Genomic DNA, 13,763 nt, shown 5'->3' with positions numbered 1-13,763 from the left:
CGTCGCGGCAATGCACAACTCTCTCCTCATCCATCATTGTCTGGAACCGTTTCACATGAGCCAATCGACCAAACTTCTCGAGCCCTACAAGCTTGGCCCACTGACCCTGCCGAACCGCTTCGTGATGGCGCCGCTGACGCGCAACCGCGCGGTGCCTCCCGGCATGGTGCCAAGCCCGCTCGCGGTGGACTATTACGGCCAGCGCGCCTCCGCCGGCCTCCTGGTCACCGAGGCGAGCCAGGTCTCGCAACAGGGCCAGGGCTATCAGGACACGCCCGGCATCTATTCGAAGGAACAGGTCGCGGCCTGGCGCAAGGTCACCGATCGCGTGCATGAGCGCGGCGGCCACATCTTCATCCAGCTCTGGCATGTCGGCCGCATCTCGCATACCTCGCTGCAGCCGAACGGCGGCGCGCCGGTGGCGCCGAGCGCGATCCGCGCCAAGACCAAGACCTTCGTGAACGGCACCTTCGCCGACGTGTCCGAGCCGCGCGCGCTTGAGCTGTCGGAGATCCCCGGGATCATCGAGGATTTCAAGCGCGGCACCGCGAATGCGCTGGCGGCCGGCTTCGACGGCGTCGAGATCCATGGCGCCAACGGCTATTTGCTCGACCAGTTCGCCAGGGACAGCTCCAACAAGCGCACCGATGCCTATGGCGGCGGAATCGAGAATCGCGCCCAGCTGATGCTGGAAGTCTCCAAGGCGGTCGCCAAGGAGGCCGGCGCCGACCGCACCGGTATCCGCATCTCGCCGGTGACGCCGGCCAACGACGTCTCCGACTCCAATCCGCAACCGCTGTTCGACTACATCGTCGACCAGCTCAATGCGCTGAAGCTCACCTATATCCACGTCATCGAGGGCGCGACCGGCGGCCCGCGCGACGTTGCGCCGTTCGACTACGCCTCGCTGCGCAAACGCTTCAAGCAGGCCTATGTCGCCAACAACGGCTACGACTTCGCGCTGGCGGAGAAGGTGCTGGAGGCCGGTGCCGCCGACCTGATCGCGTTCGGCAAGCCGTTCATCTCCAACCCCGATCTGGTCGAGCGGCTGAAGGCCGGCGCCCCGCTCAACGACTGGGACAAGGCGACCTTCTACGGCGGTGGTGCCAAGGGCTACACCGATTATCCGACGCTGAAGGCGACCGAAGCGGCGGAGTGACGTACGCCAAAGCCGGTCATGCCCCGCGAAGGCGGGGCATCCAGTATTCCAGAGACGCCAGCGATTGATCGAGACGCCGCGGCGTACTGGATCGCCCGGCTTGATGTTCAGCCGGGCGATGACAACGGAGAAAACAGAAAAGGCCGGGACCGCTCCCGGCCTTTATGCGTTGCGTCCCGTGCTCCGGATTCCTATGCCCATGCAAATGCGCGCGGCGGCCGACCACTCCGCGGCGCGGTAAGCGCTGGTCATGATCGCCGGCGCCGCATAGCATGGACCGCATCGAGCAAGCCTGAACACGATCGCATGCGGGAATGAACAAGGACAACGCCGAGGATATCGTTCGACGTGCCACCGTCGCCTTCAATAGCGGCCGGCATGGCGAGGCGATCGAGCTCTGCGGGCGCGGCCTTGCGCGCCAGCCCGGCGAGCCGATGCTGAGCCATCTGCTCGCCGCCGTGCTGTTCGCCAAAGGCGAGATCGCACCGGCCCGCAGGCATGTCGAGACCAGCCTGGCGCGGCGCCCGGACAATGCCGCGGCGCGGCTGCTCGCGGCCCGCCTCGCCCGCGCCGGCGGCGAATTCGATGCGGCACTGACGCATCTCGACCGCGCCATAGCGCTCAAGCCGCAACGCGAGGCCTTCGTCGAGAAGGCACGTACGCTTGAGCTGGCCGGCCGCAAGGCGCAGGCCCGCGAGGCCTGGGAGGCGATCCTCAAGGCCATCCCGGAGCATCAGGAAGCCAATGCAAGACTTGGCCGGCTGGCCTGGGAGGCTGGTGACCTCACAGGTGCGGTAAGCCTGCTCGAGCGCGCTGTTGCGAGCACGGCGCCGGCCTCGGTGTGGTTCGATTTCGGCGTCGCAAAGCAAGATTTGCGCGATCACGACGGCGCCACACGCGCCTATCGCAAGGCGCTCGAGCTCAAGCCGGATTACGCCGAAGCGGCACTCAATCTGGGGATCACGCTGCAGGAGAGCGGCGCGCCCGACGCCGCGATGCAGGCCTTCGCGCGCGCCTATGCCTTGCGTCCGCACCTGTTCGGATCGATCGCGATGGCGCTGACCTCGGCCCCGCACGGCCGGCTGTGGCTCGATGAGCGCGCGCTGCGTGCAGCCTTAGGTAACTAGCCGGCCGCGCTTGGCGCGGAAATGCTTGCGATAGACATTGGGCGCGGCCAACACCTCGCCGACGACCTTGGAATAGGCTGCGCGGTGCGCATCGTCGAAGGCTTCGAACACCAGTTCGGGGGCCTCGCGCGGCACCGCGAAACATTGCACGACCGGGGTCCCTTTCGGCAGCACGCCGACGAAATCCGGCTGGGTCCAGACCGCCGGGAAATTGATGCCGCCGTCGTGAAACCGGTCGGCGTCGACCAGCCCCGAGATCAGCCGGAACGGCAGGTCGTCGCGATTGACCGGATGCGTCGCGAACAGCGACCAGCCCGGCTCGAGCTCGATGGTCCAGAAGCCGTTGAATTTCAGCACAGCCTGTCCGTTCGCGAACGGCGCGCCGGCGAATTGCGCGACGGGATGGAAACTGAGCGGCGCACGCGGATGGCCCTGCGTCGCCGGCTCCGGAATGTCCCAGTCCCAGGCGAAGGCGCCGCGCTCGACCCTGACATCGCAAGGCAGCGGGATCATGACCCCATGGGCCATCGCATCGACGAAGGGCGGGCATTGCTTAACCGTGCGGATCTCGCGGTCGTGGATGTCGGAATGCGCCTTCGCCGGCATCGCGCGCAGCCAATCGGGCAACGCGCTGCGGGCCGGGACCGGCCGGGGTAGATGATCGGCGAGCCGCGGATCGCAACGAAAAGTCATGCGCATGGCGAAACTCCCCGATCATGATGCGATGGCAAGAAGACGCACGATGACCTCATCATTGCATTTGAGCACAATCCTGAACCGGTCTCCACAGCCGTCGCTCAGCAAAAAAGGCCGGGATTGCTCCCGGCCTTTTGCAGTTTGCGGATGGCGTGGGCTGGTACGCCTTCTTACTTCGCTTCGGCGCGCTTGGGCGGGCTCGCCGGCCACGACTTGATCAGCGTGTCGTAGTCGATCGTTTCGCCCTTCGGCTTCTCGTTCGCGAGCTTGCGCTGCGGAGCGATGGTGCCGTCCTTCTCGGCCTTCTTGTACCAGTACTCGGCGGTTTCCTTCTTGTTCAGCTTCGGTCCGCAGGCACCCTGCACACCGGACTTCTCAAGACGCTCCATCACCGAATCCTGGGCCGCGGCGAGCGCGTCCATCGCAGCTTGCGGCGTCTTCGCACCGGACGACGCATCGCCGATGTTCTGCCACCAGAGCTGAGCGAGCTTCGGATAGTCAGGCACGTTGTTGCCGGTCGGGGTCCACTGCACGCGCGCGGGCGAGCGGTAGAACTCGATCAGGCCGCCGAGCTTCGGCGCACGCTCGGTGAACGACTTGTCCCAGATGTCGGATTCACGGATGAAGGTGAGACCGACCTGGCTCTTCTTCAGGCTCGTCGTCTTGGAGACGATGAACTGCAGATAGAGCCAGGCCGCCTTGCGGCGGTCAACCGGGGTCGACTTCAGCAGCGTGGCCGAACCCACGTCCTGGTAGCCGAGCTTCATGCCGTCCTTCCAGTACGAGCCGTGCGGCGACGGAGCCATACGCCACTTCGGCGTACCGTCCGCGTTCATCACTGCAATCCCCGGCTTCACCATGTCGGCGGTGAAGGCGGTGTACCAGAAGATCTGCTGGGCGATGTTGCCCTGCGAAGGCACCGGGCCCGACTCGGAGAAGGTCATGCCCTGCGCTTGCGGCGGAGCATACTTCTTCATCCAGTCGAGATACTTGACGATCGAGTAGACCGATGCCGGGCCGTTGACGTCGCCGCCACGCTCGACCGACGAGCCGACCGGACGGCAGCCTTCCATACGGATGCCCCATTCGTCGACCGGCAGGCCGTTCGGGAGGCCCTTGTCGCCGTTGCCGGCCATCGACAGCCAGGCGTCGGTGAAACGCCAGCCGAGCGAGGGGTCCTTCTTGCCATAGTCCATATGGCCATAGACCTTGACGCCGTTGATCTCCTTGACGTCGTTGGTGAAGAATTCGGCGATATCCTCATAGGCCGACCAGTTCACCGGCACGCCGAGATCGTAGCCGTACTTGGCCTTGAACTTGGCCTTGTATTCCGGGTTGGTGAACCAGTCGTAGCGGAACCAGTAGAGGTTCGCGAACTGCTGGTCGGGCAGCTGATAGAGGTGACCGTTCGGTGCAGTGGTGAACGACTTGCCGATGAAGTCGTCGATGTCGAGCATCGGATCGGTGACGTCCTTGGCTTCGCCCTTCATCCACTCCGTCAGGTCGACGGCCTGGCCGTAGCGGAAGTGGGTGCCGATGAAGTCGGAGTCGTTGATCCAGCCGTCGTAGACGTTCTTGCCGGACTGCATCTGGGTCTGGATCTTCTCGACGACGTCACCTTCCTGGATGATGTCGTGCTTGACCTTGATGCCGGTGATCTCCTCGAACGCCTTGGCGAGCGTGCGGGATTCATATTCGTGCACCGTCAGGGTCTCGGAGACGACGTTGATCTCCATGCCCTTGAAGGGGGCAGCGGCCTTGATGAACCACTGCATCTCCTTCATCTGGTCGTCCTTGGAGAGGGTCGACGGCTGGAATTCGCTGTCGATCCACTTCTTGGCGGCCGCCTCGTCGGCGCGGGCCGGCGCGACAAGAGTGACCGATGCTGCGACGAGCGCGACCGCGCTGGTCATCGTCAAAAGCTTATCTTTAGTCATTCGTAAATGTCGCATTAGATTCCTCCGGTTGCAGCGACTAAATCAGGCCCGGGTAGACCCCGGATCTGCTCTTTTTCGCGTTCTTCAGACGGTGCGAAAAATCACCACGGCTGAAAGAAGCGAAATTACCGTTCCGAGCCACAGGCTCGAAATCTCGACGCCCTCCCCGATCGGCAGGGTGAAAATCGGATCGGTGCCGACGAGACCGATCCACAGCAAATGGATCACCGCCGCCAGCACCAGCGAGACGAACAGACGGTCGCCGCGCGTGGTCGGAATGCGCAGCACGCCGACCCGCTCCGCCTCGGGATAGGCGATCGCGAGCCAGGTCATCATCCCGAGCGTAGAGGCAAGCAGCACGAAGAAGACCGCGGTGGGCAAGGTCCATGCCATCCATGCGATGCTGTCCATGAGCGCCTCCTAGACCCGGCCGAGCGCGAAGCCGCGCGCGATGTAATTACGGACGAACCAGATCACGAGTGCTCCGGGGATGATGGTGAGCACGCCGGCCGCGGCAAGCAGGCCCCAGTCCATGCCGGCAGCCGACACCGTGCGCGTCATGATCGCTGCGATCGGCTTGGCCTGCACCGAGGTCAACGTGCGCGCCAGCAGCAGTTCGACCCATGAGAACATGAAGCAGAAGAATGCGGCGACGCCGATGCCGCTCGCGATCAGCGGCACCAGGATCTTGATGAAGAAGCGCGGGAACGAATAGCCGTCGAGGAAGGCGGTCTCGTCGATCTCGCGCGGCACGCCGGAGACGAAGCCTTCGAGGATCCACACCGCCAGCGGCACGTTGAAGATGCAGTGCGCGAGCGCGACCGCCCACGGCGTATCGAACAGGCCGATCGCCGAGTACAGGTTGAAGAACGGCAGCGCGTAGACCGCCGCCGGCGCCATGCGGTTCGACAGCAGCCAGAAGAACAAATGCTTGTCGCCGAGGAAGCGGTAGCGCGAGAACGCATAGGCCGCCGGCAGCGCCACCGCGATCGAGATCACGGTGTTGATGACGACATATTCCAGCGAATTGATGTAGCCCGAGTACCAGCTCTCGTCGGTGAAGATGCGCCGGTAGTGCTGCAGCGTCGGCGTATGCGGCCACAGCGTCATCGTCGAGACGATCTCGGCGTTGGTCTTGAAGCTCATGTTGACGAGCCAGTAGATCGGCAACAGCAGGAAGATCAGGAACAGCGCCATGATCAGGCGGCGGCCGGGGATCGAATGCATCACGCCGCTCCCTTCTTGACCGGGCGCTCGGAGCCGGCATTGGTCATCACGGTGTAGAACACCCAGCACACGATCAGGATGATCAAATTGTAGACCAGCGACAGCGCCGCGGCCTTGCCGAGGTCGAACTGGCCGAGCGCGATCTTGACGAGCTCGATCGAGACGAAGGTCGTCGAGTTGCCGGGACCGCCGCCGGTGACCACGAACGGCTCGGTGTAGATCATGAAGCTATCCATGAAGCGCAGCAGCACCGCGATCAGCAGCACGCGGTTCATCTTCGGCAGCTGGATCGCCTTGAACACCGCCCAGCGCGAGGCGCCGTCGATCTGTGCCGCCTGGTAATAGGCGTCGGGGATCGACTTCAGGCCGGCGTAGCAGAGCAGCGCGACGAGGCTGGTCCAGTGCCAGACGTCCATCACGATGACAGTGACCCAGGCATCGACCTCATTGGAGACGTAGTTGTAGTTGAAGCCGAGATGGTTCAGCACATAGCCGAGCAGGCCAATATCCGGCCGGCCGAAGATCTGCCAGATGGTCCCGACCACGTTCCACGGAATCAGCAGCGGCAGTGCGAGGATGACGAGGCAGGCCGCGACGCTCCAGCCCTCGCGCGGCATCGACAGCGCGACGACGATGCCGAGCGGCACCTCGATCGCAAGGATCACGGCGGAGAAGAACAGGTTGCGGCCGAGCGAGGCCAGGAAACGGCCGCCGAGATCGGTCGAGGGATCGAGCAGCTCCTTGAACCAGCCGACGCCGTTCCAGAAGAACTGGTTGTTGCCGAAGGTGTCCTGCATCGAATAGTTCACCACCGTCATCAGCGGCAGCACCGCCGAGAACGCGACCACCAGGAACACCGGCAGCACCAGGAACCAGGCTTTTTGGTTGATGGTCTTGTCCATCAGGCGACCCCTTCGACCAAATGGCTGTCGGCATAGACGTGGACATAGGCGGGATTGAAGATCAGGCCGGCGGTATCGCCGGAGATCGAGAAGCCCGGCGGCACGCGCGCCGCAAGCTTGGTGTTGCCGACGCGGACGCGGGCGAACTGGACGCGGCCAAGATCGTCGATCCGCTCGATGGTGGCCGACAGCAGCCCGGACGCCGGTGCCGCGACATCGACGAATTCGGGCCGCACGCCGATCTCGATTTTCTTGCCGGCCGGCAGCACACCATAGTTTCGATGCAGGCCGATGACATGGCCGTCGATCCGTGCCTCGTGGCCTGAGACTTCGGCGGGCACGATGTTCATGCCGGGCGAGCCGATGAAATAGCCGACGAAGGTGTGCGCCGGCTTGTCGAACAATTCGGCCGGCGTGCCGCTCTGCACCACGCGGCCGTCATGCATGACGACGACGGTATCGGCAAAGGTCAGCGCCTCGGTCTGGTCGTGGGTGACGTAGATCATCGTGAGATCGAGCTCGCGATGCAGCGCCTTCAGTTTGGAGCGCAGCTGCCATTTCAGCTCGGGATCGATCACCGTCAGCGGCTCGTCGAACAGCACGGCGGCGACGTCGGAGCGCACCAGGCCGCGGCCGAGCGAGATCTTCTGCTTGGCGTCGGCGGTGAGCCGCGTCGCCTTGCGGTTGAGGTACGGCGTGAGGTCGAGCAAATCGGCGATCTGCCTGACCCGTGCATCGACCTCGGCCTTGACGACGCCGCGGTTCTTCAGCGGGAAGGCCAGGTTCTGGCCGACCGTCATGGTGTCGTAGATCACGGGAAACTGGAACACCTGCGCGATGTTGCGCTTCTGCGTCGACAGCGGCGTGATGTCCTGGCCGTCGAACAGGATCTTGCCGCGCGACGGCGTCACGATCCCGGAAATCAGGTTCAGCAGCGTGGTCTTGCCGCAGCCGGAGGGTCCGAGCAGCGCATAGGCGCCGCCCTGCCGCCAGGTCATGGTCACCGGCTTCAGCGCAAAGGATTCCAGCGGCGCGTCGTTGCCGCTGTAGGATTGCGCGAGATCGACGAGGTCAATGCGAGCCATCGGGCATCTCCCTCAATTGCTCTTGCCGGCTGACGCGCGTCCCGCAAGCGAACTGCCATACAATTCGCTTGCAAACGCGGTCGCGGGCGACGCGACCAGGCGGTCAGCGGCGTCGAACACAAAGATGTTGTCGGGATCGAGCGCGGCTTCGAGCACCTGCCCGGGTTCATATCCGTGCACGCCGTGCAGCACTGCGACCCAGTTCGAACCATGGACATGAACGTGCACGAAGCTCTCCGAACCGGTGATCTCGGTCACCGTCACGGTGGCGGAGAATTTGTGACGGCCCGGCGCGACGCTGCCGACCTCGAGCTGGTGCGCACGGAAGCCGATCCGGTAGGCGCCATCAGGCAGGTTGGCATACAGCCCAGCCGCGGGCGCCTGCTCGCCGCCGGCATAGATCACCCGGTCGCCCTTCTTCTCGATCCCGATGATGTTGAGCGGCGGATCGGAGAACACCTGCGCGACGCGCAGCGTGTCGGGATGGCGGTAGACCTTCGGCGTCGCGCCGGTCTGCAGCGCCTGGCCTTGCCACATGCACACCGTGTCGCCGCCGAGCAGCAGCGCTTCCGACGGTTCGGTGGTGGCATAGACGAAGATCGCGCCCGAGGCCTCGAAGATCCGCGGCAGTTCGGCACGCAGCTCCTCGCGCAGCTTGTAATCGAGGTTGGCGAGCGGCTCGTCGAGCAGCACGAGGTCGGCGCCCTTGACCAGCGCGCGCGCAATCGCGGTGCGCTGCTGCTGGCCGCCGGAGAGCTGCAGCGGCGTGCGCTTCAGGTAGGGCTCGAGCCGCAACAGGCTGGCCGCCTCGGCCACCCGCTGCTCGATCTCGGCCTTCGGCTTGCCCTGCACCCGCAGCGGCGAGGCGATGTTCTCGTAGACCGTCAGCGAGGGATAGTTGATGAACTGCTGATAGACCATCGCCACCGAGCGCTGCCGCACGTCGGCGCCAGTGACGTCCTTGCCGTCGACCAGCACGCGGCCGGTGGTCGGCTTGTCGAGGCCGGCGAGCAGCCGCATGATCGAGGTCTTGCCCGATAGCGTCGGCCCGAGCAGCACGCTGAGCGTGCCACGCTCCAATGTCAGCGAAACATCGCGGATGGTCTGGATGCCATCCACGGTTCGCGTGACATTCTGCAGTGTAACGCTCATGCCCGTCCTCCCGCTTCGCGGAGGGGACGTTCACCGGACACGCGGTTGGCGGCCATCCACTCGTCGAGCGCGGCGATTTCACCCGCCGTCATCCGCAAGCCTAGCTTGGATCGTCGCCAGACGACATCTTCCGCAGTCCGCGCCCATTCGTTTGCCATCAGGTACCGGACTTCACTCTCCGTCAAGGTGGCGCCGAAGGAGCGGCCGAGATCATCAGCCGTTGCTGCATTGCCCAAGACCTTGCTGGCGCGCGTGCCATAGGCGTGCGCGAGACGGTTGGCGTGGGACTGCGCGAGGAACGGATGGTTGCGAACCAGTTCGGCGCTCAGCGCCGCGACCGCGGAGACATCCATGTCGCCGCCGGGCAGCGGCGCCTTGCCGGTCCAGCCCTCCTGCGCCTTCGCGCCACGAAGATAAGGCGACAGCCGCTCCAGCGCCTCTTCGGAGAGGCGGCGATAGGTGGTGATCTTGCCGCCATAGATCGACAGTAGCGGCGCACCGCCGGGCGTATCGAGCTCGAACACGTAGTCGCGGGTCGCGGCCTTGGCTTCGCTCGCACCGTCGTCATAGAGCGGACGCACGCCGGAGTAATTCCAGACCACGTCCTCGGGCTTCACCGGCTTGGCGAGGTATTCGCTGGCGGAGGCGCAGAGATATTCGATCTCCTCTCGCGTCGCCTTCACCTTGGCCGGATCGCCGTCATAGTCGCGATCGGTGGTGCCGATCAGCGAGAAATCGTTCTGGTAGGGAATGACGAAGATGATGCGGCCGTCGGCATTCTGGAAGATGTAGGCGCGGTCGTGGTCGTAGAGTTTCGGCACCACGATATGCGAGCCCTGCACCAGCCGCACCTTGGCCCGCGCGTTGACGCCGACGCCGGTCGCCAGCACCTGCTCGACCCAGGGACCGCCGGCGTTGACCAGCACGCGCGCCTTGATGGTGTCGCGCGCGCCGGTGGCGCCGTCTTCGACCGTGACGTGCCAGACGCCGTCGATCTGCCTGATCTCGACCGCGCGGGTGCGGGTGCGTATCTCGGCGCCGCGATCGGCGGCATCGCGCGCAGTCAGCGCAACCAGCCGCGCGTCGTCGACGAAGCAGTCGGAATATTCAAAGCCCTTGGTGTAGCGCCCGGGGATCAGCGGCTTGCCGACGACGTCGCGTGTCAGATCGACCGAGCGCGTCGCCGGCAGCAGGTGCCGGCCGCCGATGTGGTCGTAGAGGAAGAGGCCGAGCCGCAGCAGCCAGGCCGGGCGCAGGCCCGAATGGTGCGGCAAAACGAAACGCAGCGGACGAATGATATGCGGCGCGATCTGCCAAAGGATCTCGCGCTCGATCAGCGCCTCGCGCACCAGTCGAAACTCGTAATACTCGAGATAGCGCAGACCGCCATGCACGAGCTTGGTCGACCAGGACGACGTTCCACTGGCCAAATCATTCATTTCACAGAGGAAAACAGAATTGCCCCGGCCCGCCGCATCGCGCGCGATGCCGCAGCCATTAACGCCGCCTCCAATGATGGCGAGGTCGTAAATTCGGTCCAAAGAACGCTTCCCCCGGCAACCGTTTTCGCTTTGACGGTTTTACTTTCGGATTGGAGTAGATCACAACCGAAAACGAAAGCAAAGTGAAAATGGGGAACTTTAGCTGGGGATTTTTTGGGCGGATTGATCGTGGCGGGGGCAGCGGGTTCGCGAATTTATCGCCATCACGCCGAACGCTCCTGCTGAACCCGTCACCCTGAGGAGCGCGTAGCGCGTCTCGAAGGGTCGACGGCCACCAGCGGGGCCGTCGACCCTTCGAGGCTCGCTCCGCTCGCACCTCAGGGTGACGGGGAGAGAGCTGTGCGTGCGGCTTCGTCGCGTTCAGCTGTCATGCCCCTCTTCAAGCGGGGCATCCAGTACGCCGCGGCGTCGCGACTCAAGCGCGAACATCTCTGGAATACTGGATCGCCCGGTCGACAGCGAGAGAACGCGAACTACGCGCTGCGCAGCGTCGCGGGTGCGGCGTCGGCGCCGTTGTCATCGATATCGACTGCCGGCTTGTCCATCGCGACGACCACCTCGATGCCGCGGCTGTGGCAGATGTTGGCGAGACCCGCGGGCAAGGGCGAATCGGTGACGAAGGTCTGGATCTGGCTCATATGCGCAATGCGCACCGGCGCGCTGCGGCGGAGCTTGGTCGCATCCGACACCAGCATCACGTTGCGCGCGTTGGCGATGATTGCCTGCGCGACCTGCACCTCGCGATAGTCGAAGTCGAGCAGCGCGCCCTCCTCGTCGATCGCGGACGCGCCGATGATCGCGTAGTCGACCTTGAACTGGCCGATCAGCTGCGTCGCGGTGGAGCCGACCACCGCACCGTCGGCGCGGCGCACCGTGCCGCCGGCGACCACCACCTCGATGCGCGGATGGCGGTACAGCAGCATCGCGACGTTGAGGTTGTTGGTGATGACCAAGAGGTCCTCATGCGAGGTCAGCGCGCTCGCGACCTCCTCCGTGGTGGTGCCGATATTGATGAACAGCGAGCAGCCGTTCGGAATCCGCGCGGCCGCGGCGGCGCCGATCGCCTTCTTCTCCTCGGCGGCGACGAAGCGGCGCGCTTCATAGGCGAGGTTCTCGACACCCGAGGCGATGATCGCGCCGCCATGGATCCGGGTCAGCGACCGCTCGTCGCAGAGATCGTTGAGGTCCTTGCGGATGGTCTGCGCCGACACCTCGAATCGCTTGGCAAGGTCCTCGACCATGACCCGGCCGAATGCGCGTGCGATGTTGAGGATTTCAGTCTGGCGATGGGAGAGTCCGGCCACGGCGGCCCCCTTGAAACGGCGAGTCGCCTATGGTGCGACCGATCGGCATGGAGGTCAACGAGCAAGCATTGCCGGGGTTAAGAACCGCGCTGCAGCATTGCGGAGGCGGCACGCTCCGGCACCTTTCTCACCACCCCATCGCCGACGCGACCAGGCGGGTCAAATCCGGATCGTCAAACGCCCGCGCGCTGGCGACCGCGCCGGCCGCGAGCAGATCGGCGTGACCGAGCCCGGTTCGCATCCCGATCGTCGCGATGCCCGCCGCGGTCGCGGACTGAATGCCGGAGCGCGAATCCTCGAATGCGAGCGAAGCCGAAGCCTGCGCGCCTGCAAGGCGCAGCCCCTCGAGATACGGCAATGGATGCGGCTTGCCGTGCGCCAATTCATCGCCGATCACGAGCGCCTTGAAACGGTGCGCGATACCCATCCCCGAGAGCAGCAGTTCGGCGTTCGGGCGCGGCGCATTGGTCACCGCCACCATCGGCACGCGGGCGCGATCGGCCCGGTCGAGCAGCGCCATCAATCCCGGCACCGGCGCGATCTGGCCGGAGACCAATTCGCGGAAGATCCGCTCCTTCTCGCCGAGGATGCCGGCGCGCTGGTCAGCCGGCTCGTGCGCGAGGAAACGCTCGCCGATCGACGCGTTGGAGAAGCCTTGCAGCTCCTTGCCGAAGCGCGCGTGATCGAAGGAGTGTCCATGGGGGCCGAGCACCTGGTTGAACGCCGCCAGATGCAGCGGATCGGTGTCGGCAAGCGTGCCGTCGATATCGAACAGCAGCGCTTTGCCTTGTGTCTGCGACATCCGAAAAACATTTCCGTGAGTTCGGATGCATCAATACAGACTCTCGCGGCGCGCGCAAATGACGCGCCGCCTGGCTCCATATCAGGAGGCCAGCTGCAGATCTTGCCCAGTAACGAGCCGTCGCGCCGCGCGCTCGGCCTCGCGTGCATTGCGAAAAACCTGGCCTTCGAGGGCATGGAAGCGGTGCGAGGCGGCAAAAAACGCGTAACCACCGCTATCGCGCACCACGATACCCGCGGTCTGTGAACTCACTTCGATGACGTAACAGTCAGACATAGTCGGCCTCGGTTTGATTCCGGCCCGACAACGGTGTCACTGCCCGTTTGTTCCTCGATTTATTTGCGCCGCGAAGCGCAGCTTTTGCGATCAAGCCGCGCTGCGGTCTCAGTTTCGACGCGTTTTCTCTTGCGCCGAATCACCGGCGCTTTTCGCGCGAAACGCGTCAGGTCGAAATCGTCGCGCCATCGCGCTGGATCGGTTGCGGATGGCCCTGCTCGTCGATCGAGACATAGGTGAAATTGCCGTCGGTGACGAGGATCGACTGCTGCTCGCGGCGGCGCAGCACCCAGGCTTCGAGATGCACCGTGATCGAGGTGCGGCCGACGCGCACGAGGTTGGCGTGCACCGAGACGAGATCGCCGACATAGACCGCCTTGCGGAAGTTCATCGCCTCGATCGCGACCGTCACGGTGCGGGACTTCGCGAGCTTGGAGGCGAACACGCCGCCGCCGACGTCCATCTGGCTGAGCAGCCAGCCACCGAAGATGTCGCCATTGGCATTGGTGTCGGCCGGCATCGCCAGCGTGCGGATGCAGAGATCGCCCTGCGGCTCGTTGCCGCTGATCGGCGGCGCGTGAACGTGAGTATTGG

General features: G+C 64.7%; 14 protein-coding genes. 2 read left to right on the top strand and 12 right to left on the bottom strand.

The window, feature by feature from the left end; genetic code table 11:
- The first annotated feature begins 55 nt into the window (after positions 1–55).
- Both ACE10Z_RS09080 and ACE10Z_RS09075 read left to right on the top strand, forming a co-directional pair.
- A complete protein-coding gene (locus ACE10Z_RS09080) occupies positions 56–1,159 on the top strand; it encodes an alkene reductase (RefSeq protein WP_375787622.1) in 1,104 nt (367 codons plus the stop codon).
- A 314-nt stretch (positions 1,160–1,473) separates the two neighbouring features.
- Positions 1,474–2,286: a tetratricopeptide repeat protein gene (locus ACE10Z_RS09075; protein ID WP_375787621.1), complete on the top strand. Its 813-nt coding sequence runs from the start codon at positions 1,474–1,476 to the stop codon at positions 2,284–2,286.
- On the opposite strand, the gene ACE10Z_RS09070 is transcribed toward ACE10Z_RS09075, so the two are convergent.
- The 12 genes from ACE10Z_RS09070 to ACE10Z_RS09015 all read right to left on the bottom strand — a co-directional run bounded on the left by ACE10Z_RS09070 (position 2,275) and on the right by ACE10Z_RS09015 (position 13,689).
- Entirely contained in the window at positions 2,275–2,985 is a 711-nt protein-coding gene (locus ACE10Z_RS09070) for a hypothetical protein (protein ID WP_375787620.1), read from the bottom strand. The two genes, ACE10Z_RS09075 and ACE10Z_RS09070, sit on opposite strands and share 12 nt — an antisense overlap.
- A gap of 167 nt (positions 2,986–3,152) precedes the next feature.
- Positions 3,153–4,895: an ABC transporter substrate-binding protein gene (locus ACE10Z_RS09065; RefSeq protein ID WP_375789786.1), complete on the bottom strand. Its 1,743-nt coding sequence runs from the start codon at positions 4,893–4,895 to the stop codon at positions 3,153–3,155.
- 108 nt (positions 4,896–5,003) lie between these two features.
- Complete coding sequence (locus ACE10Z_RS09060; protein WP_375787619.1) at positions 5,004–5,330, bottom strand: DUF2160 domain-containing protein; 327 nt, start codon at positions 5,328–5,330, stop codon at positions 5,004–5,006.
- A gap of 9 nt (positions 5,331–5,339) precedes the next feature.
- The gene (locus ACE10Z_RS09055) at positions 5,340–6,146 is read right to left on the bottom strand and encodes a carbohydrate ABC transporter permease (protein WP_021075985.1); all 807 of its coding nucleotides are present in this window, start codon (positions 6,144–6,146) and stop codon (positions 5,340–5,342) included.
- Positions 6,146–7,048 carry a carbohydrate ABC transporter permease gene (locus ACE10Z_RS09050; RefSeq protein ID WP_375787618.1) on the bottom strand — a complete coding sequence of 301 codons (903 nt, stop codon included), beginning with the start codon at positions 7,046–7,048 and terminating at the stop codon, positions 6,146–6,148. Before ACE10Z_RS09050 ends, ACE10Z_RS09055 begins: the two co-directional genes overlap by 1 nt.
- Positions 7,048–8,133: an ABC transporter ATP-binding protein gene (locus tag ACE10Z_RS09045; protein WP_375787617.1), complete on the bottom strand. Its 1,086-nt coding sequence runs from the start codon at positions 8,131–8,133 to the stop codon at positions 7,048–7,050. Before ACE10Z_RS09045 ends, ACE10Z_RS09050 begins: the two co-directional genes overlap by 1 nt.
- Positions 8,134–8,145: 12 nt before the next feature.
- A complete protein-coding gene (locus ACE10Z_RS09040) occupies positions 8,146–9,285 on the bottom strand; it encodes an ABC transporter ATP-binding protein (protein WP_375787616.1) in 1,140 nt (379 codons plus the stop codon).
- Positions 9,282–10,826, bottom strand: coding sequence for a glycerol-3-phosphate dehydrogenase (glpD, locus tag ACE10Z_RS09035; RefSeq protein WP_375787615.1), 1,545 nt, complete (start codon positions 10,824–10,826; stop codon positions 9,282–9,284). Before glpD ends, ACE10Z_RS09040 begins: the two co-directional genes overlap by 4 nt.
- A 434-nt stretch (positions 10,827–11,260) precedes the next feature.
- On the bottom strand, positions 11,261–12,091 hold the full coding sequence (locus ACE10Z_RS09030) for a DeoR/GlpR family DNA-binding transcription regulator (protein ID WP_163161530.1): 831 nt from the start codon (positions 12,089–12,091) through the stop codon (positions 11,261–11,263).
- Positions 12,092–12,218: 127 nt separating this feature from the next.
- Entirely contained in the window at positions 12,219–12,893 is a 675-nt protein-coding gene (locus ACE10Z_RS09025) for an HAD family hydrolase (RefSeq protein ID WP_375787614.1), read from the bottom strand.
- A gap of 81 nt (positions 12,894–12,974) precedes the next feature.
- A complete protein-coding gene (locus ACE10Z_RS09020) occupies positions 12,975–13,169 on the bottom strand; it encodes a hypothetical protein (RefSeq protein ID WP_375787613.1) in 195 nt (64 codons plus the stop codon).
- Between the two features lie 166 nt (positions 13,170–13,335).
- Positions 13,336–13,689 (bottom strand): acyl-CoA thioesterase, encoded by a 354-nt coding sequence (locus ACE10Z_RS09015; RefSeq protein ID WP_097673013.1) that lies wholly within the window; start codon positions 13,687–13,689, stop codon positions 13,336–13,338.
- Positions 13,690–13,763: the final 74 nt, after the last annotated feature.

Source organism: Bradyrhizobium sp. Pha-3, from assembly GCF_042258615.1.
In the GTDB taxonomy this organism is placed as follows: domain Bacteria; phylum Pseudomonadota; class Alphaproteobacteria; order Rhizobiales; family Xanthobacteraceae; genus Bradyrhizobium.
Note: the sequence above shows the minus strand (reverse complement) of the source record. Positions and strands in the feature narration are given on the sequence as shown.

Coding starts and splice junctions, on each gene's coding strand:
- ACE10Z_RS09080 (WP_375787622.1), top strand. CDS start 56: ATGAGCCAATCGACCAAACTTCTCGAGCCCTACAAGCTTGGCCCACTG.
- ACE10Z_RS09075 (WP_375787621.1), top strand. CDS start 1,474: ATGAACAAGGACAACGCCGAGGATATCGTTCGACGTGCCACCGTCGCC.
- ACE10Z_RS09070 (WP_375787620.1), bottom strand. CDS start 2,985: ATGCGCATGACTTTTCGTTGCGATCCGCGGCTCGCCGATCATCTACCC.
- ACE10Z_RS09065 (WP_375789786.1), bottom strand. CDS start 4,895: ATGACCAGCGCGGTCGCGCTCGTCGCAGCATCGGTCACTCTTGTCGCG.
- ACE10Z_RS09060 (WP_375787619.1), bottom strand. CDS start 5,330: ATGGACAGCATCGCATGGATGGCATGGACCTTGCCCACCGCGGTCTTC.
- ACE10Z_RS09055 (WP_021075985.1), bottom strand. CDS start 6,146: ATGCATTCGATCCCCGGCCGCCGCCTGATCATGGCGCTGTTCCTGATC.
- ACE10Z_RS09050 (WP_375787618.1), bottom strand. CDS start 7,048: ATGGACAAGACCATCAACCAAAAAGCCTGGTTCCTGGTGCTGCCGGTG.
- ACE10Z_RS09045 (WP_375787617.1), bottom strand. CDS start 8,133: ATGGCTCGCATTGACCTCGTCGATCTCGCGCAATCCTACAGCGGCAAC.
- ACE10Z_RS09040 (WP_375787616.1), bottom strand. CDS start 9,285: ATGAGCGTTACACTGCAGAATGTCACGCGAACCGTGGATGGCATCCAG.
- ACE10Z_RS09025 (WP_375787614.1), bottom strand. CDS start 12,893: ATGTCGCAGACACAAGGCAAAGCGCTGCTGTTCGATATCGACGGCACG.
- ACE10Z_RS09020 (WP_375787613.1), bottom strand. CDS start 13,169: ATGTCTGACTGTTACGTCATCGAAGTGAGTTCACAGACCGCGGGTATC.
- ACE10Z_RS09015 (WP_097673013.1), bottom strand. CDS start 13,689: ATGCCGGCCGACACCAATGCCAATGGCGACATCTTCGGTGGCTGGCTG.